The organism is Bradyrhizobium sp. CCBAU 21365, assembly GCF_015291305.1.
Classification (GTDB): Bacteria; Pseudomonadota; Alphaproteobacteria; order Rhizobiales; family Xanthobacteraceae; genus Bradyrhizobium; species Bradyrhizobium elkanii.
Map to the genome: position 1 here is coordinate 7,740,640 of NZ_CP030036.1, position 16,977 is coordinate 7,757,616.

Genomic DNA, 16,977 nt, shown 5'->3' on the forward strand with positions numbered 1-16,977 from the left:
AAACAATGGCGAAGGAGTTCTCGGCCGCCACGGCGGCCGGACACTGCAGCGGAGAGAACCGGGCGCTCTGGCAGCGTCGCCTTGAACACCTGCTCCCGAAGACGAAGGAGAACAGCAAGGTGCGCGGACCACATCCGTCCCTGCCCTATGAGGAGCTGTCGGCACTCGAGGCTGAGTTGGCTCGCCAAAACATGCATCAACGCGCGGATGCTTGAGACCCGCGTTTTGACCTGCACCAGACTCCGTTGTGACGACGCTGCTTTGCCGCTCCGGATCGAAGTACTGAGAAAGACATCCGCTATGCGGTGAATTCACGCGCAATGACCAGCCTCTGGATCTCGCTGGTACCCTCGAGGATGCGCAGCACTCTGGCCTCGCCTGGGAGGCTCGACACGTCGAATTCCTCGAATGCGCCATATCCACCGTGCACTTGCAGAGCGATATCTGCAGCTTCGCCCGCCATTTCCGTTGCGAAGAGCTTGGCCATCGACGTTTCCAACCGAAATGGCCGATCGGCGTCAGCAAGACACGCAGCGTTCCGGATCATCAGCTCCGCTGCGTGGATCTTCGTCAGCGCATCCGCGAGCGGAAACGTCAGCCCTTGGTGCTGGAAGATCGGCGTGCCCCCAACCTGACGACCGGAGCCGTACACCTTCGCAAGATCGATCGCCTTGCGCGCCAGTCCAAGACCCGTTGCCGCGACGAGTATCCGTCCGATACTCAGCGTCGTCAGGATTTGCCTCAAGCCGTCGCCGCGATTTCCGACCATATTCGCTTTGGGAACTCGACAGTCGTCGAGAAAGAGCTCTACAGAGTCAGCGACACGCCAGCCAATTTTGCGGCTCGCTTTTCCGACCCGGAAGCCAGGTGTGCCGACCGGCACCACGAATGTGGACAGTCCCTTCGCTCCCAAGTCAGGGTCCGTAACGGCCACAAACGTCGTGATGCCGTGGAGCGGCGTGCCGGCATTGGTGGAAAACACCTTGGAGCCACTCAAGACGAAGGAATCACCGTCCTCCACGGCACGCATCTTTACGCTCGCGACGTCCGACCCACCACTCGGCTCCGTGACGCCGAATGACGCGATGAAGTCACCGCGACACAGCGGCTCAAGCCATTTGCTCTTTAAGTCGTCCGATCCGTAGCGAGCGATAACCGTCATGGGAGCGCTATTGCACAGGAAAATGGCGGCAAAGCCGGGCTCTGCGCGAGCGAGCGTCTCGGCCACAATGGCGGCTCCGCGTGTACCGAGCCCGCCACCGCCAAAAGCCGGATCATACGCCGTGCCCATGAAGCCAAGCGCAAGAAATTCCTTCACGAGTTCGATTGGAAACTCATGCCTGTCGGCGAAGGGCTTGATCCTGGGTCGCAGTGCGCCTGCGGTAAATTGCTCGAGACTGCCTTTTACCAAAGCTTCGTCTTCATTGAGATCCAAGAGCATTGGACCGCTCCTCATGTCGGTGAGCCGGATGTAGTTTAGCGTTGTCTGAATTTATCGAGGGTCGCTTGAGCGGGCGTTTCCCGGCAGTTCTCGAGAAATAGACGATTTGCTTCGAAATCCATCGCTTCAGCGTCTTCCATAAGATAGTTCGAGAAGAAGCGCTTCGTCGCACGAACAGCGGGACGTGGTAGTTGCGCGAGCTTTTCCGCAATCGCAATCGCTCTCGTCAGCGCTTCGCCGTCTTCGCAGCAGTAGTCGACGATGCCGATGGCGCGCGCATCTTCGGAGTTGAGCGCTTCGAGACAAAAGCAGAGAAGGCGCGCCTTGACGAGCCCGACACGAGCGACCAAGGACCTGATTCCCCATGGGGTCAGCCAACCGTGGGGCACCTCCGGAAGACTAAAGACCGACGAACGCCCCGCTACGACCACATCGCAAGAGGTCGCCAGCGTCAGTCCACCTCCAATTGCGAACTTCTCGACAGCCGCGACGACGGGCTTTGCCAGATACCCTATCAAACGACCGAGATCGCCGCACTCTTGCTCGAACCGTCCCATTGCCTCGAGTTCGAGTCGGCCGATGAACTTCAAATCGCTTCCGGCACAAAACCCCGGAGCGGTGCCCGCCAGAACGACGGCGCCCACGTCGTCGTTGCGATCGAGCTCCAACAAGGCGGCTTTAACTCCGTCGACAAGAGGTCGGTCCATCGAATTCCGCCGGGCCGACCGCTGTAACATGATGATCGCGACGCCGTTACGTTTCTCGACGCTTACCGTCGTCTCTTCGTTACTCATTCGGTTCCACCTGGCACTTCATTGGGTTATGCGCTCAGATACATCTGCTTGACTTCCGTCGTTTCGGACAATTCCTTCGCATTTCCCGAGGTCACGATTCGACCGGATTGCAGCACGTAGGCGCGGTCAGCACAGCCCAGGGCCATCATGGCGTTTTGCTCGGCGAGGAGGATGGTCAGTCCTTCGTGCGCAAGATTTCGAACGATCCGCCCCAGTTCCTCGATGATGATCGGTGCAAGACCGAGGGTCGGCTCGTCCAGAAGCATCAGCGTGGGTCGGGACATCAGCCCTCGTCCGATCGCAAGCATCTGCTGCTCTCCGCCCGACATCGAGCCCGCCTTCTGATCCCGTCGCTCGCGGAGCCGCGGAAACATCGAGAATATTCGCTCCAGGTCGGCGCTTGCGTGATCGCGATCGGCTCGGTGATAGGCGCCGATAATCAGGTTCTCCTGGACCGAGAGCTTGGTGAATATCTGGCGTCCCTCCGGCACGAGAACGAGGCCGGCCCTCACACGGTCTACGGTGGAGGATTCCGTGATATCTTTTCCAGCGAGATGGATCGTGCCGCGATCGGACTTCTTCAACCCCGCTAGCGTTCGCAGCGTCGTCGATTTGCCGGCGGCATTGGGACCGATCAAAGTGACCACTTCGCCCTTCTCCAGCTTGAAGGACACCTCCCTGATGACCTTCTGCTTGCCGTAGCTGACGCTGAGGTTCGATACATCAAGCATGCTTTTTGCCCAGGTAAGCCGCGACAACGGATTCGTCGGCGAGAACGTCGGAGGTCTTTCCGGAGGCAATGACCGCGCCGTGGTGGAGCGCGATCGAACGGTCCGCAAGCCGGCCCAGAAAGCCGACCTTGTGGTCGATAATGCACAGCGTGACGCCGTGAGACTTGAGGTCTCTGAGAACCGCGTCGAGATTCGCGATCTCGTCATGACCCAGGCCGGAGGCCGGCTCATCAAGGAGCAGAAGTTCTGGTTCACAAAGCATACCCATTGCAACGCCGAGCATCTTCTCGCCACCATAGGAAAGCGCAGCGGCTTGTTCGTTCCTCTGGCTGGAGAGGCGGCAAAGCGCGAGGACTTGGTCGATCTTCTGCTCCAGCAGACGGTCCAGACCGACGGGCATGCCCCCGATCAGCGTCCGTAAGCGATTGATTCCCAGCTCGCGCTTGATGTGCAGGTGACATGCGATGCGCATGTGTTCGACGACCGTCAGCTCAGGAAAGAGCTGCGGATTCTGAAAGGTCTTGACCAACCCTTGCTGAGCAACCTCGAACGGCGACAGGGTGCTGATATCGTTCCCTTTCCAGAGAATCACGCCGCTGGTTGGCTTCAGGATCCCGGCGATCAGACTCAAAGTCGTGGTCTTTCCGGAGCCGTTGGGTCCAAATATCCCAATGATTTCCCCCCGCTCGATGCCGAACGCTACGTTGGACACGGCGGTGAGGCCGCCAAAGCGCTTGGTGAGGCTTTTTACGTCAAGCAGCATGTTTTCTGCTCGTAAGTAGGCCGACGATACCCTTCGGCATCACCAGGATCACGAAGATGAGGATGGAGCCGTACAGAGCGATGCGAAGCTCGGCGCTGAGCTCGATCACGTGCGGCAAGGCGGTGAGCACGAGGGCGCCGACAACGGGGCCGATCAGGGAATTGACGCCTCCCAGGAGGACCATCGCGATGATGTCGAGTCCGAGCGAGATCGAGAGGAAATGCGGCTCGACGAACCCTGCGTAGAAGCCGTAGAAAGCTCCAACCAGCCCGGCAAGGCCGCTGCCGATTGCGAAGCCGAGCAACTTGTACTTGAAGACGTCGATGCCCAGCGTTTCGCCCAACTGGTCGTTCAGTCGTATGGCGGCAAGACAACGTCCGATCCAGGACTTCAGGACACGGCTGCACACACCGTATACGACCACCAGCAGAGCCAGCGTCAGGTAGTACCAAGCGACCCCGCCCGCAATCGCAAACGTGCCCGATGGCGTCCAGATCTTCGGCGTATCGACGATCGTAATGCCGAGGGAGCCGTTCGTGATGCTGTTCCAATTCAGTGTGATCAAGCGCAGCACTTCGGAAAATGCCAGGGTGACGACGGCAAAATAGAATTCTTTGAGTTTGAAACGGAAGCAGATCGTTCCGACGATAAGAGACAGGATCACGACAATGGCCAGGGCGGGGACGATCGCCAGCCAGAAGTTCCAACCGAACGTAGTCACCAGGATGGTGACCACGTACGCGGAAACTCCGAAGGACGCGGCGTGAAACATGGAAAGCTGGCCGGTGAATCCGAAGATCAAATTGAAACTGACCGCCAGCGACGCCGCCATAAAGCCGTAGACCGCAATGGCAAGCACCGAATCGCTGTGAATGAAGGCCGGAACTGCAAGGGCGAGCAGCAGCCCGACTAAAATTGCGTGCTTCACGACCGATCTCCAAACAGGCCGCCCGGACGGACGAGAAGAATCAAGATGAGAAATACGAGACCGTAAGCGTCCCTGAAGGCCGACGAAAAAAACACCGATCCGATGTTCTCGCTGATGCCGAGAATGATGCCGCCGCCCAATGCGCCGAGTACGCTGCCGACGCCGGCGAGAATGGCAGCCTCAGCCGCCTTGAGGACGTAAGCCGATCCGATCGTTGGTTCGATCGAATACATGCTCGCGTATAGACCTCCACCGAGACCCGCCAACGCCGTCGAATAGACCACGACGATCGTCTGGAGCCTTCCCGTGCGGATGCCCATAAGAGCCGCGGCTTCGGGATTCTGTGCGTAGGCGAATGCTGCGCGCCCCAACCACGTCCGCGTCAAGGCGAGATATGTGCCGAGGATCACAGCCAGGAATACCGCGGCGACCGCGACCTTGATCTTCGGCAGAACGATGCCGGTTACCTTGAGGGCGCCAGGAAGCACGTAAGTCAGGTCTTTGGGCGTGGTCGTGAAGGCCGCGAGGACCAAGGCCTCGAAGACCGAAATCATGCCGATCGACACCAGCAGACCGTTGACCAGGTTGCCGCGAGTGAAGCGAAACAGGGCAAGATCCGAAACGTAACCGAAGATGCTCACGACCACGACGGCGCCAATGACGGCCACGGGGTACGGGAAACCCGCGACGTCGTAGAGATACCAGGTCGCGTAGGCGCCAAGCATCATGAACGCGCCGAGCGCGAAATTCACCACGCCGGTCAGGCCGAATGTGAGCGTTACGCCCAGCGCTATGATGCCGTAGAGCGTACCCACGATTACGCCATTCAGCAATTGTCCGATGACTAGCTGCGTCATTGATCGAAGGTCCGCGGGAGGCGCATTTCGTGACGCCTTCCCGAGTGGGAGAGAGAGAGAGAGAGAGAGAGAGAGAGAGAGAGAGAGCGCTCCGGCTCCGCCGGAGCGCGACGAACGAGCCTTACTCCTTGGTCGGGTCGTAAGGCACTCTCTCGATGGCACCACCCTTGCGCACGTGGACGACATCGAACCCGAACACGGCCTCTCCGGTCTTGTCGTATTTGATTCTCCACATGCCCTCATAGGTCATGCTCATCAGAGCAGCACGGATCTTTGCCACGTCGTCGACCGTGCCAGCCTTCTGCATGGCCTCCACGAGCATGTAGACATGATCGTAACAAGATGAGGAGCAAAGCGGTGCTTGATCGTAGGGAAATTCGCGCTTGAACAGCTTCTGATAGCTTTCGATAAAGGCGCGGACCTTCGGCTCGGTCTTCTCGGCACCCTCGAAATACTTCGGAACGTATGCGATATAGTCTTCGATTGCGTCCTTGTTCTTCAGCGCCGGCCCGATGGAGCCACGGACGAGAAAGAAACGATTGCCGAAACCGGATTCGGTCGACTGCCTCACGATATCGTAGAGGACGGCATCCGAATAACCCGGGAAGAGAATGTCCGGCTTGCCGGCCGCGAGCTTCGCGAGCACCGCGCTGAAGTCCTTCGTGCCGGGCTCGAACAATTCGACCTGCAGTTCAATTCCGGCATCCTTGAACAGCGCGCTATAGATATCGACGGCGGTCTTGCCGAAGGCGTCGTTCTGGAAAAGCATCGCCACCTTCCTGGTATTGAGCTTCTTCAAATAGTCCACCATCAGCTTGCCGAAACCCGCTGACCCCGCGTCCCAGTTCCAGGTTCGCAGCAGATAGTCATGGTCGGGCTTGCCAAGCGCTGCGTGCGCCGACGTCGCGCCCGCGAACAGCAGGAACTTGCCGTTGTTCTGATTGGCTATCGGCTCGATGGCGTTGAAGACGTTGGTCAGAAATGGCCCGAAGACGAAGTGAACTTTCTCTTCCATCATCTTGCGGAACTGCACGGTCGCCTCGCGGGGCTCGCCGCGCGTATCGACCTGCTGCAGTTCGAGCTTGTAAGTCCTGTCGCCGACCTTGAAGCCGCCCTTCGCGTTGATTTCCTCGACTGCAACCTTGGTACCCTGCGCCGACATCCAGCCGTAGGTAGCGGTTGCGCCGGTCAGGGCCTCGATCTGCCCGATCTTGACGACGTCTTCGGCCTTGGCCGCCGGTCCGAACAGCAGTCCGGAAGCGATGCCCCCTGCAATCAGGGCCCCTTTCCAGCAAGACATGAATATCCTCCCTCGGCGTCGTTGCGCTTGTGTTGTACTAGTAATATCTTACAAAAGTTTCGTCAACACATCATTGCGTTTTCCTGGATGATGGCCGCTCAGCCCTGGGAGGGGTCGATTTAGGTGTGCGCATTGTGTGAGATGCGCTCGCGCTGCGCTTGTCCCGAACGTCGCAGCGAGGATATTCGTAAGAGACACCCACATCGCGCCTTGCGCGCGCTAAGAGCTCGGCGTCCAATGGCGAAAAAGGTCGGAGTACCTTCCCCTCCCGAATCTCAGGCCGACACGGCTCACCGGCGGCTCGAGGAGATGATCGTGACACTGCAGCTGCCGCCCGGCAGTCACTGGTCTGAGGAGGGATTGGCAGAGGAGATCGGCATCGGCCGCACACCGGTGCGCGAGGCGGTGAAACGCCTTCAGGCGGACCGTCTCGTGACCATTCTGCCTCGACACGGCTTGATGATTACCGAGATAAATGTTCATGAGCAGTTGTTGGCGATCGAGCTGCGGCGCGAACTCGAGATTTTCATTTCGATAAGGGCGGCTCGCCGCATCCTCGCAAGCGACCGAGAGCGCCTTCTCGCTGCTGCCGACGAAATCGAAAGCGCGGGCAAGCACGGCAACCTCGAAAAATACTTGCGTGAGGTCTTTAAAGCGAACGGTCTTATCGCCGCGGCTGCCGGCAACCCATTCGCAACCCGCTCAATCTCGCCGCTTCACGCGATGTCGCGGAGATTCTACTACAGGTACGAGAGCGACCTGCAGAACCTCGGTGCAATGGGCGTCCTTCACGCGGCGCGAGCACGCGCGGTTTCGCAGCATGACGAGCAAGGGGCACTCGTTGCCGTCACCGCTCTGATGGAGCAGATCGAAAACTACACACGACAGATATTCGAGATCAGCGTCGGGGCGGGCAGATGATCGGCATCCCCGGTCTCGTCGAAACCGGGGAACTTCCTAACCGGCTTGCCCCCGAACTGCACTTGTCCGACCGGGATCGACGAAGAAGCTCGCATCCATCAACTTCAGTTCGTCTGCGACTTGCCAAGGGGCGAACTCCATCTGCTCGAGCACATCGCGCCGAACGTCGATACCTGGCGCCACTTCCGTCAGCACCAGTCCCTCCGGTGCAACTTCGAATACTGCTCGCTCGGTGATCACCAGGGCGGTCTGGCCGCGCTTGACGCCGTCGGTAACCGCGTAAGTGATGTGCTCCACCTGCTTCGCGAACTTGCGAACCTTGCCTTCCTTGACGATGCTCAGTTTCCCGCCGCCAAAGCCGACATCGAGCCCTCCAGTGGTAAAGGTTCCGGTAAAGACCAAGCGCTTGGCGCTTTGCGCGATGTCGATAAAGCCGCCCGCGCCTGGATTGGCGGCGCCGAACTTCGATACATTGACTCGGCCGCGCTGGTCGAACTGAGCGAAGGCGAGTGCCGCAAAGTTGCACAACCCTCCATCAATGGCATCGAACTGATAGACGCCGTCGAGGATCGCATCGGGATTCAGATTCGCGGAAAACTGCCATCCAGACATGACAATCCCGCCGTAGGATCCGTGCTCGGTGGTAAACCAATAGTCCTTGAGCTCGTCGCCGTGAAGCAGCCCCTGCTCCGCCATTACGAGCGGCACATCGGCCGCCGCCCCAAAACCAAAAATGGAGAGTTCGCGTTTCCGCACTTCCTTCGCTGCCCGCGATGCGACGACCTTGTCGGCGGACGACGGGATCGGAGGGAGTTGAGACAGCGCCCTGCGCTCACCGCCGAAGTAAGCCGGGTCGAACTCGACGTCGGTCGTCATCATCATCTTGGGGTCGACGACGACTGCATCGACAAACATGCCTGGAATCCGGACTTCGGATGCGGCTCTCTGGCCGTGAGGTACGGCTCGCCGCACTTGCGCTACGACGCGGCCGCCATGGGCCTTGGCTGCCAGCACCAGCGCAATATTCGAGGACACAAGCGCCTCGTTCTCGAAAGACAGATTTCCGAACTCGTCTGAGGTCGATGCGTAGATGAACACGGTGTCCAACTTCCATGCCGGATAGAATAGATACGGCTTTCCGTCGAATTCGATTTTTCTCACGAGATTGTCTCGTGCTCTTTCCGTGAACCGGCCGCCGCCATTGTCGGGATCGATGTAGGTGCCGATCCCGATTTCGGTCATGTAACCTGGACTACGACGAGCTATCTCGCGTAGCCAATGCATCGTCGCTCCGATCGGCCAGGAGTAGGCTTCGATCCTGTTCTCACGGATGAGACGCATGAGCTCGGGTCGCTTTCCCGTCTTGGGGTCGACAGGATTGATGTATGAACCGCTCACCATGCGCTTCATCAATCCTTCCTGCGCTACGTGGTCCATGCCCTTGATGCCCTGAGCGTCGCCAGTCCCGACCGGGAAGTAGAAGGTCAGGTTTTTCGGGCTGCCTGTATTACGGAATTTGTCGCCAAGGGCCTTCAAGAGAGTATCGGGCGTTACCCAACCGATCACACCCACGCAACCTACCGAGGATCCGTCCTGAATGGATCCAACTGCCGTCGCGGCATCGACGATTTTGTTCACGACTTCACCGTAAAGCGTTCAAAGGTTTTTTGGGAACTCGGCGTTTCGCAGTTCGACGCGAACTCCCGGGACGAGACTTCGTCCAGGCGCTCGGCGTCCGCCATGATGAAGCGGTCGAAGAAGCGCTTCGTCGACGCGACGGCTTCGGGCGGCACTTTGGAAAGACCGACGGCAATCTCCGTTGCCAGAGAAAGCGCGGCGCCCGGCTCGGCGACGTCATCGACCAAGCCGATCCTCGCCGCCTCGATCGTGTCGATCGAAGCCGCGCCCCACGTGAGACGGCGCGCCCGCACCGGACCGACCCGAGTCAGGAGCGCCGTAAGCCCCCACGGCGGCAGCCAACCGTTCGGGGCTTCCGGCAGATGCCATCGCGCGTTCGACGCAGCCACCACGATGTCGCACGATGCCGCAAGGATCATTCCGCCTCCCAGAGCGTATCCTTCGACGGCCGCGATGACCGGCTTGGCGCGGTAGCCGATCGCGCGCGCGAACGTTGCGGTTTCGGCCTCGTGCTTGCACATATCCGCGATAGAGAGGCCGGCCAGCTCCTTGAGGTCGCTGCCGGCACAGAATGCGGGCGGGGCGCCCGTCAGCACAATTGCGCTGATCGCGTCATTGCGCTCTGAATCGGCCAGGGCGGCGTTCAGATCCTGCATGAGCTGCGAACCCAACGCATTGCGGCGCTCCGCGCGATTGATCGTAACGATGGCGATCGGACCTTGATTGTCTAGCTTGATCATCTGTTCGCGATCCTGTTAATCGAGACGCGCGCCGTCGGCGTTCACCGCTGCTCTCACTTGCTGCCCGTCGATGTGCCTTGGCGCGATTCCGTCGCGCACCGCGATCACCGCTGCATGACCGATCGCATGACCGTAGGAGAAACACTGAGCCGTGACACGCGCTGAAGCGACTGCTTCGTGCTCCGCCGAGAGGCAGCGGCCGGCAACCAGCAACCCCTCCCCGCGCTCCGGCACGAAGCACCCATACGGCACTTCGTAGTAGTCGTTCAGCAGCCACTCGACGCGAGGCTTGACGCCCGAGTGCAGCTCGATCGGCCAAGGCGAGACCGCAATGCCGTCCGACGACTTGGTGCCTTTGACGACGTCTTCGTTTGAAAGCCTCTTTACACCAGAGACCTGACGGGTCTGGCGCACGCCGACCTGGACGCCCGTATCGTTCAGAAAGGCGGTTTCGCATCCCACGAGATGATCGCGAAAGAAACGGGCGTATTCTCGCGCCTGAAGCCTTCCCTCGATTTCGGCGTCGGTGAAATCCTGATGGAAGAGCGTGTTGAGCTCGCGCCCGTCCGGCCCGATCACGCGCGTGCAATTACACAGTAACTCGTTGGGTCGAGTGGTGGGGAATAGCCAGATTTTGGCGCGCGGCAGCCGGTATTCACCCGCATTGTGCTTTGCGCGGATCATGTCGGATATCTTTTCCGGCATGATGGTGTCGGCACCGTATTCTGTGACGAAACGACCGATATCGACACCCATCATTCGAAAGATCATCGTCGGGTTCTGAACCCTGCCATTGTCGCCAATGAAGCTGGGCAAGCCGGCCATTGCGACGACATCGGCATCTCCGCTCGCGTCGACGACGACTTTGGCGCGCGCATCGAGGGGTCCCTGTTTCGTCCAAATGACCACCCCTCCGATCCTGTCGCCCTCCATGCTCACGTCACTAGCGACAGCATGGAACACGACGCGTACTCCGGCTTCCCGCAGCATCGCGTCTGCTTCCTCGCGCCAAATCAGGGGGTCGTGGACCCGCGCCCACGTCTTTCCGTAGAGCAGCGGATCGCCAAGCCCGCCTTTGGCTTCCAATCGGCGGCAAAATTCGTCGGCAAAACCAAAAACAACCTGCTTCGGTTTGGCGTTGATCGCTTCGGTCGCCTCATACAGACCGCACACCGTGCCCGACAGCCCAGCCACAGCCCCGCCGCCGCAAAAGCCATACCGCTCCACGAGCGTGACTTTCAGACCCCTTCGAGCGGCGGTTACAGCGGCCGCAACTCCTGCGGCTCCCCCTCCGACGACGAGCACATCGCTATCGACACGGTTAGACCCACGGGCGTCCAATTGTGTTCTCCCTGTGATATCTTAGTGGTGTATTACAATTATTTCAATGCAGGTTTGTTTGCAAGCGCCTTCGGGCAAAAAATTGCCGGCGATCGCGCGGCGGATTTGCGAGTGACAGGATTAGCTGCTTAGAGGCAGCAGCGGCGACTGCGGGCTGGTGGCGACGAGAGGGGGTGAAGTCGACTTGCCGCACACACTTTCGGGGCAGCATATCGCCGAATGAAAGTCGACGATGCCCGCAGCACTTCACCTTCGACTCGTGCACCCGACAGTGTGCTGACCCGCTTGGTGCCCAAGAACGGAATGCCTCGCCCGGAGACATCGACTTGCTCGGTTCGTACTGAGGTATCTCGTCCACTGACGATACGGTTTTCGCAATCACGGTCCCAAGCCGTGCCGTCAGGCGTCGCGCATTGCAGAAGATCGTGGTTTGGCGCAGAAAATCGTACGATTGATAGCGGGGAGAGCTACCGCCCTTTCCTCACACCCGCGATGCCTGCGCTACCTTCTTCTATCTTCGGCTTGAGGCAACGCCCCCTGTTTCGCCGTCCCACTTCTGCTTCCAGCCGAAGCGGATCGTCGATCCCCGGCAAGGCCAAGCACCGTGTCCGAGAACCGCTCGCCCTGCACCAGGACGTGGTCGTGAAGGCGGCTCGCGGCGAGCTGCTCGTCGCCAGCGCGGATCGCCTTCAAAATCCCGGCGTGCTCCTGTAGCGACTGCAGCAAACTGTTGCGCGCACGAAGCTGGATGCGTCGATAGGCGCTCAAGCGCTTGCGCAGAGCGAAGGCCAGATCGGCCAGGAAGCTGTTGCGGCTCGCGCGGTAGATCGCTTCGTGAAAATCGCGGTTGTCCGCGTAGTATTGCTCGCTGTCACCTTCCCGCGCCGCCACCTCGCAAGCTTTGTGCGTCACGTCCAATCCCGATGATGGTCCGCGGATCCCGGGCGCGGTGGGACGTCCCCTGCCTGCCGTCACGGTTATCACAGACCCAGAGAGCGGTGCCGGGCTGCCCACGGACGAGGTCGGTATGAAGTGAAGGGACCGAACGTGTTCGCGGGCTACTGGAATCGCCGACTTCGGCGAGGGCGTTACGGCTGCCGTGCGATCCCCGGCGCAACGGTGGATGAACGCGCCATTCTCGCGGCGCTATCGGGACGGCTGGCAAAATTCAAGCAGCCGAAGCGTATTGTCTTGTTCAGCGGCGAACCTGAAACGCGCTGCTGGGACCCGCGACGTGATCATCCGCATGTTATCCGTCGCGCGGTATTGCGGATTCTCAAGGATCGCGGCGATACCGCGGACGGCCTTCCGTTCACCGGCTGCGAGCGATGTGTGTGTGGCGCCATTCAAGAGTGGCGCGTAACGACACCCGTCGGCGTGGCAAAACCCTGGAGAGTCTTGATCCGCTTCTCGAGCCACCAGCCGAACTCCGGCGACCAATCTTCGAAACGGCTGTTGATGCCGAGATCGTGCGCCCAGTGGTGGGCGATGTTGGGATTGAACTGCGACTGCCGCCCGACGGCAATAAGGTCGGCCTGGCCTTTCTGAAGGATGGCCTCGGCCTGCTGCGCCTCGAGAATGATGCCGACGGCCATGGTGGTGATATCCGCCTCCTTGCGCACGCGCTCGGCAAAAGGAACCTGGAAGCCGAGGCTGCGGGGCACTTGCGCTGCCGTAGCCGCGCCGGAGATTCCGCCGGAGGAACAGTCGACGACGTCGACGCCGCGCGCCTTCAGCTCGTGCGCGAAGGCGACCGTATCATCCATGTTCCAGCCCTCGACGGTGCCGTCGACGGACGAGACGCGCACGAACAGCGGCATGTCGGCCGGCATTTCGCGGCGCACCGCCTCGACGATCTCGAGCGGCAACCGCATGCGCCCGGCGCGGTCGCCGCCGTACTCGTCATTGCGTGTGTTGGAGACCGGCGACAGGAACGAGGCCAGCAGATAGCCGTGCGCGGTATGGATCTCGATGGTGTCGAACCCGGCGGCAACCGCTCGCCTTGCAGCGGCTGCCCAGGTGCCGACCATTGCCTTGCACTCGGCAGTGGTCAATTGCCGTGGCGTCAACCAGCCCTTGGCAACCGGCTCGGCGGTCGGGCCGACCGGTTGCCAGATCCTGGCGCCAGCTTTCAGATTCTCTTCGGTCAGCGGCCCCATGCCCTGCATGGCCGACTGTGCCGACGACTTGCGGCCGCCATGGCCGATCTGGATGCCGATCGCCGTCCCCTGACGCTTCATGAAGGCGACCAGCGGCTTGAAGCTCTCGGCCTGCTCATCATTCCAGATGCCAAGGTCGTTTTCGTTCGTGAGTCCAACTTCCTCCACCGCCGTCACTTCGACGAAGACGAGCCCGAAGCCGCCCAGCGCATAGCGACCAAGATGTACGAGATGAAACGCTCCGCAGGTATTTCCCGGTTCGCAGCTGTAATGGACCATCGGCGGCACAACGAGGCGGTTCTTCAGCGTAAGGCCTCGAATCGTGAGTGGCTGGAACAGCATCGGCCGCTCGTCTTCTTTGCCGTTGATCATTTCGCCACTCATGGAACTGTCTCCTTGCATGCTATGGCCGTCCGGTCGTGCCATGGACGGCAAGTCTTCAGGTACGTCTTGGGGGTCCCAGCGATGCGCGCGGGATGAACTCGTTGGGCACGAGCACGCGCCGCGGCTCGTGCGGACCGTCGTTTCGGATGCGATCGAGCAGCATGCCGGCCGCAATCCGGCCGACCTCCGCCTGATCCCAGCCGATGATGGCGACCGCCGGCGAGACGAGCTCAGCGAGCTCGGAATGGCCTGACGCGATCAGCGACACGTCCTCCGGTATCCGCAGGCCTCGTCCGCGCACCGCGCGCAGCACGCCCGACAGCATGTCGATGCCGCCGGAAATGATGGCGGTCGGAGGGTTGCGCTGGCCGAGCAATGCCGAGGTGATACGAAATCCCGCACCGGGCAGGAAGCTCCCGGCGTGAACGAGCGAAGGATCAGGCTCGAGATTTCGCGCGGCAAAAGCCTCCTGATAGCCGCGAACGCGTTCGCGCGCCGGATAGAGTCCGGCGTCGCCGGTGATCAGCGCCACGCGCCGATGACCGAGATCCAGCAAATGACTGACCGCGACACGCATCCCTTCGGCGTGATCGGCCATAACGGCATCAGTCCAATCCGGCTGATCACGATCGATCAGGACGATCGGAATATCGAGATCGCGCAGGAAGGCCTCGAACTCGCCGGCGACCGGCGTGTATGGTCCCATCATCACGCCGTCGGCCTGCCGCCGCGACAGCCGGCTGAGCAGCTCTCGCTCACGCTCCTTGCGGCCTTCCGAGTTGGAGATGAGCAGCGAGAAGCCGACCTCGTCCAGCACGTCGTGCGCGGCTTTGACGAAGCCCGCGAGTTGCGGAATGTTGATCTCACGCAAGATGCAGCCGATCGTGTGGGTCGACCGGATGCGCATGCTCTGCGCCACCGCGTTCGGCGTATAGCCCAGATCATCGATTGCGCGCTGGACCTTCCGGCGGATGTCGGGATGGACGGTGGCATTGGCATTGAGCACCCGCGACACCGTGCCGGTCGAAACGCCCGCTGCGGTCGCCACGTCGCGAATCGTCAATTTGCTTCCGCGACCTGCCGTTTGCTGTTCTGCCATCACAATCACCGGGGGCTGAGATCTCAATCCCCTGCACATTACGCGGAAGCCAATTCGGCCGCAGGTGCTATCCGCCGGCCGAAGGCAAATGATTTGTGCATTTCTCCACCGTGATCCAAACGGCCTGGCCTCCCCTCCTTGTTCCGGACCGATCAGATGGCGTCGGCTTCGATGATATTGCGGCTCATACTTCGAACGCCCACTGCTCCGCCACCAGGCTGTATCGGCCTGCCTCGCGCCGCATATGTCCGAACCCGGGGAAATGCAGATGCATACCGCCGACCAGCATGTCGTCAGTGACAACCATGTCGAACATCATCTGACGAGCGGCCGCAGCGGCCTCGGGGTCGGTGTCGAATTCCATCGTCACTTCCGGACGTGCAACCTGGATCTCCGGCACATGGACCGTGTCACCCCAAACCACCATTGATTCGCCGCCGCGCGATACGACATAGGCGGCGTGGCCGGGGGTATGACCGTGGATCGGGATCGCCGTGACGCCCGGGAGCACCTCGCCCTTCCGGAAAGTCTTGACGCGATCGGCAGCCATATAGGGCTTCAGCTGGGTGCGGCCGGCCTCGAAATAGCGGCGCCGGGGCCGCTCGGCCGCCTTGGCCATCGCCTCGTCGTTGAACCAGTGATTGATCTCGTTCTCATGGACGATGATTTCCGCGTTGGGAAACAGGCGCGTTCCGGTCGCGGCATCGGTCAGCCCGTTGGAATGGTCGGGATGGACATGGGTCAGCAGCACCGCGTCGACCGAGGCCGGATCGATGCCGGCGGCAGCGAGATTTTCCGGCAGGCGACCGCAGGTCGGCCCCATCAGATCCGCTGATCCGCAGTCGATCAGGTAGGTCCGACTGTCCATGCGCACGGCAAAGGCGTTGACCGAGATGCGCGGCGGCGAGGTGCGGTGATCGCGCGCCAGAATGGCCTTGGTTTCCTCCTCGGGGATATTGCGAAAGATCGTGTATCCCATGTCGACATAACCGTCGCTGAGGCCGGTGACGAGCGCGTCGCCAAGCCTGCGGTGATAGACGCCTGCGACTTGCGTTGAGGCTGAAGTGCTCATTGTGTGTCCCCTTGCCAAAATCTTGCAACGATCGCTGCATCGTCGCGCCTGTGGTGCCAGCTCCGGCCCACGCCAAGTTGTGCCTTCGACCAGAGCCTGATCTGCATCAGCGCATAGGCCCAGGTGACGGCAAACACGTCCATCACGGGAGCGCCGGCAATGCGGTGGACGCCGTGACGAACCAGGAGTTCCGCCAGCACGCCTTCCGCCGGAATGATGACATCGGCCCCTCGCGCCACCAGGCGCTCGGCCGCGGCTGTGAAATTTGCGATGACCGGAGCCGGATCGGCGTAAGCACGCGCCAGCTGCGGCTCGTCGAGCGGCGGATCCATCGCCGCGACCTCGAGCACACGCGCCGCGAGCTTGTGCTTGTCGACCGCAACCTTGGTCATCCACTGCACCGCCGGCGCATTGGAGATCAATGCCACATAGCTGCCAAGCGAGCAGCCGACCAGAAGACCACTCTCGGTCAGCGAGGCGACGGGAATATCCACCGCGGAGCGGATCTCGCGCAGGAACGGCTCGCTGAACGAGCCGATCACGAAGGCATCATAACCCTGCCGCTCGGCCGCGATCGCATTGTCGATCACCCGGCTGAGAATGCGGTGATAGGCGAATGCATTGCCGAGCACCGCAGTGGCCGAAGCGCCGGCGTATGATCCGGACGGAAGCCCGTGAACGACGACCTCGGCGTCATCGCCAAGGATTTCCGCCGCATGGGCCTCGAGCGCACGCTTGTAGACTTCGAGATGATCGAGCTCGTTGACCGACTGGTGCCAGATGCGCGGCGTCGATCCCTTCCCAGGCAT

General features: G+C 60.9%; 17 protein-coding genes and 1 pseudogene. 3 read left to right on the top strand and 15 right to left on the bottom strand.

Annotation, left to right across the window (positions count from 1 at the left end):
• The first annotated feature begins 5 nt into the window (after window positions 1-5).
• Window positions 6-215, top strand: a complete 210-nt coding sequence (locus XI02_RS36305; protein ID WP_244981025.1) for a hypothetical protein — start codon at window positions 6-8, stop codon at window positions 213-215.
• An 83-nt stretch (window positions 216-298) separates the two neighbouring features.
• Here the strand turns inward: XI02_RS36305 and XI02_RS36310 are convergent, their stop codons facing one another.
• The 7 genes from XI02_RS36310 to XI02_RS36340 form a co-directional block, all read right to left on the bottom strand.
• Window positions 299-1,441, bottom strand: a complete 1,143-nt coding sequence (locus tag XI02_RS36310; protein ID WP_172646978.1) for an acyl-CoA dehydrogenase family protein — start codon at window positions 1,439-1,441, stop codon at window positions 299-301.
• 35 nt (window positions 1,442-1,476) lie between these two features.
• Window positions 1,477-2,235 (bottom strand): enoyl-CoA hydratase/isomerase family protein, encoded by a 759-nt coding sequence (locus tag XI02_RS36315; RefSeq protein WP_069277028.1) that lies wholly within the window; start codon window positions 2,233-2,235, stop codon window positions 1,477-1,479.
• A gap of 26 nt (window positions 2,236-2,261) precedes the next feature.
• Window positions 2,262-2,966 (bottom strand): ABC transporter ATP-binding protein, encoded by a 705-nt coding sequence (locus XI02_RS36320; RefSeq protein ID WP_016844218.1) that lies wholly within the window; start codon window positions 2,964-2,966, stop codon window positions 2,262-2,264.
• Window positions 2,959-3,729 (bottom strand): ABC transporter ATP-binding protein, encoded by a 771-nt coding sequence (locus XI02_RS36325; protein ID WP_016844217.1) that lies wholly within the window; start codon window positions 3,727-3,729, stop codon window positions 2,959-2,961. Before XI02_RS36325 ends, XI02_RS36320 begins: the two co-directional genes overlap by 8 nt.
• Window positions 3,719-4,657, bottom strand: a complete 939-nt coding sequence (locus tag XI02_RS36330) for a branched-chain amino acid ABC transporter permease (protein WP_016844216.1) — start codon at window positions 4,655-4,657, stop codon at window positions 3,719-3,721. Before XI02_RS36330 ends, XI02_RS36325 begins: the two co-directional genes overlap by 11 nt.
• Window positions 4,654-5,472, bottom strand: coding sequence for a branched-chain amino acid ABC transporter permease (locus tag XI02_RS36335; RefSeq protein ID WP_244981024.1), 819 nt, complete (start codon window positions 5,470-5,472; stop codon window positions 4,654-4,656). The genes XI02_RS36330 and XI02_RS36335 overlap by 4 nt, the downstream gene beginning before the upstream one ends.
• 163 nt (window positions 5,473-5,635) lie before the next feature.
• Window positions 5,636-6,814 carry an ABC transporter substrate-binding protein gene (locus tag XI02_RS36340; RefSeq protein WP_069277025.1) on the bottom strand — a complete coding sequence of 393 codons (1,179 nt, stop codon included), beginning with the start codon at window positions 6,812-6,814 and terminating at the stop codon, window positions 5,636-5,638.
• 237 nt (window positions 6,815-7,051) lie between these two features.
• On the opposite strand from XI02_RS36340, the gene XI02_RS36345 reads away from it, so the two are divergent.
• A complete protein-coding gene (locus XI02_RS36345) occupies window positions 7,052-7,735 on the top strand; it encodes a GntR family transcriptional regulator (RefSeq protein WP_172646976.1) in 684 nt (227 codons plus the stop codon).
• Between the two features lie 36 nt (window positions 7,736-7,771).
• On the opposite strand, the gene XI02_RS36350 is transcribed toward XI02_RS36345, so the two are convergent.
• From XI02_RS36350 to XI02_RS36365, 4 genes are all read right to left on the bottom strand, one after another.
• The gene (locus tag XI02_RS36350) at window positions 7,772-9,373 is read right to left on the bottom strand and encodes an acyl CoA:acetate/3-ketoacid CoA transferase (RefSeq protein WP_172646975.1); all 1,602 of its coding nucleotides are present in this window, start codon (window positions 9,371-9,373) and stop codon (window positions 7,772-7,774) included.
• The gene (locus XI02_RS36355) at window positions 9,370-10,113 is read right to left on the bottom strand and encodes an enoyl-CoA hydratase/isomerase family protein (protein WP_172646974.1); all 744 of its coding nucleotides are present in this window, start codon (window positions 10,111-10,113) and stop codon (window positions 9,370-9,372) included. The genes XI02_RS36350 and XI02_RS36355 overlap by 4 nt, the downstream gene beginning before the upstream one ends.
• 15 nt (window positions 10,114-10,128) lie before the next feature.
• Window positions 10,129-11,418, bottom strand: coding sequence for an FAD-dependent oxidoreductase (locus tag XI02_RS36360; RefSeq protein ID WP_244981129.1), 1,290 nt, complete (start codon window positions 11,416-11,418; stop codon window positions 10,129-10,131).
• A 537-nt stretch (window positions 11,419-11,955) separates the two neighbouring features.
• The gene (locus tag XI02_RS36365) at window positions 11,956-12,366 is read right to left on the bottom strand and encodes a GntR family transcriptional regulator (RefSeq protein WP_244981023.1); all 411 of its coding nucleotides are present in this window, start codon (window positions 12,364-12,366) and stop codon (window positions 11,956-11,958) included.
• On the opposite strand from XI02_RS36365, the pseudogene XI02_RS46505 reads away from it, so the two are divergent.
• A pseudogene (locus XI02_RS46505) lies at window positions 12,365-12,519 on the top strand (malonyl-CoA synthase); the annotation flags it as partial. The gene XI02_RS36365 and the pseudogene XI02_RS46505 overlap by 2 nt on opposite strands.
• A 281-nt stretch (window positions 12,520-12,800) precedes the next feature.
• Here the strand turns inward: XI02_RS46505 and XI02_RS36370 are convergent.
• The 4 genes from XI02_RS36370 to XI02_RS36385 all read right to left on the bottom strand — a co-directional run bounded on the left by XI02_RS36370 (window position 12,801) and on the right by XI02_RS36385 (window position 16,977).
• On the bottom strand, window positions 12,801-14,171 hold the full coding sequence (locus XI02_RS36370) for an NADH:flavin oxidoreductase/NADH oxidase (protein ID WP_244981022.1): 1,371 nt from the start codon (window positions 14,169-14,171) through the stop codon (window positions 12,801-12,803).
• Entirely contained in the window at window positions 14,053-15,060 is a 1,008-nt protein-coding gene (locus tag XI02_RS36375) for a LacI family DNA-binding transcriptional regulator (RefSeq protein WP_225158765.1), read from the bottom strand. Before XI02_RS36375 ends, XI02_RS36370 begins: the two co-directional genes overlap by 119 nt.
• A gap of 220 nt (window positions 15,061-15,280) precedes the next feature.
• A complete protein-coding gene (locus XI02_RS36380) occupies window positions 15,281-16,168 on the bottom strand; it encodes an MBL fold metallo-hydrolase (protein ID WP_038378802.1) in 888 nt (295 codons plus the stop codon).
• Window positions 16,165-16,977: an aspartate/glutamate racemase family protein gene (locus XI02_RS36385; RefSeq protein WP_172646971.1), complete on the bottom strand. Its 813-nt coding sequence runs from the start codon at window positions 16,975-16,977 to the stop codon at window positions 16,165-16,167. The genes XI02_RS36380 and XI02_RS36385 overlap by 4 nt, the downstream gene beginning before the upstream one ends.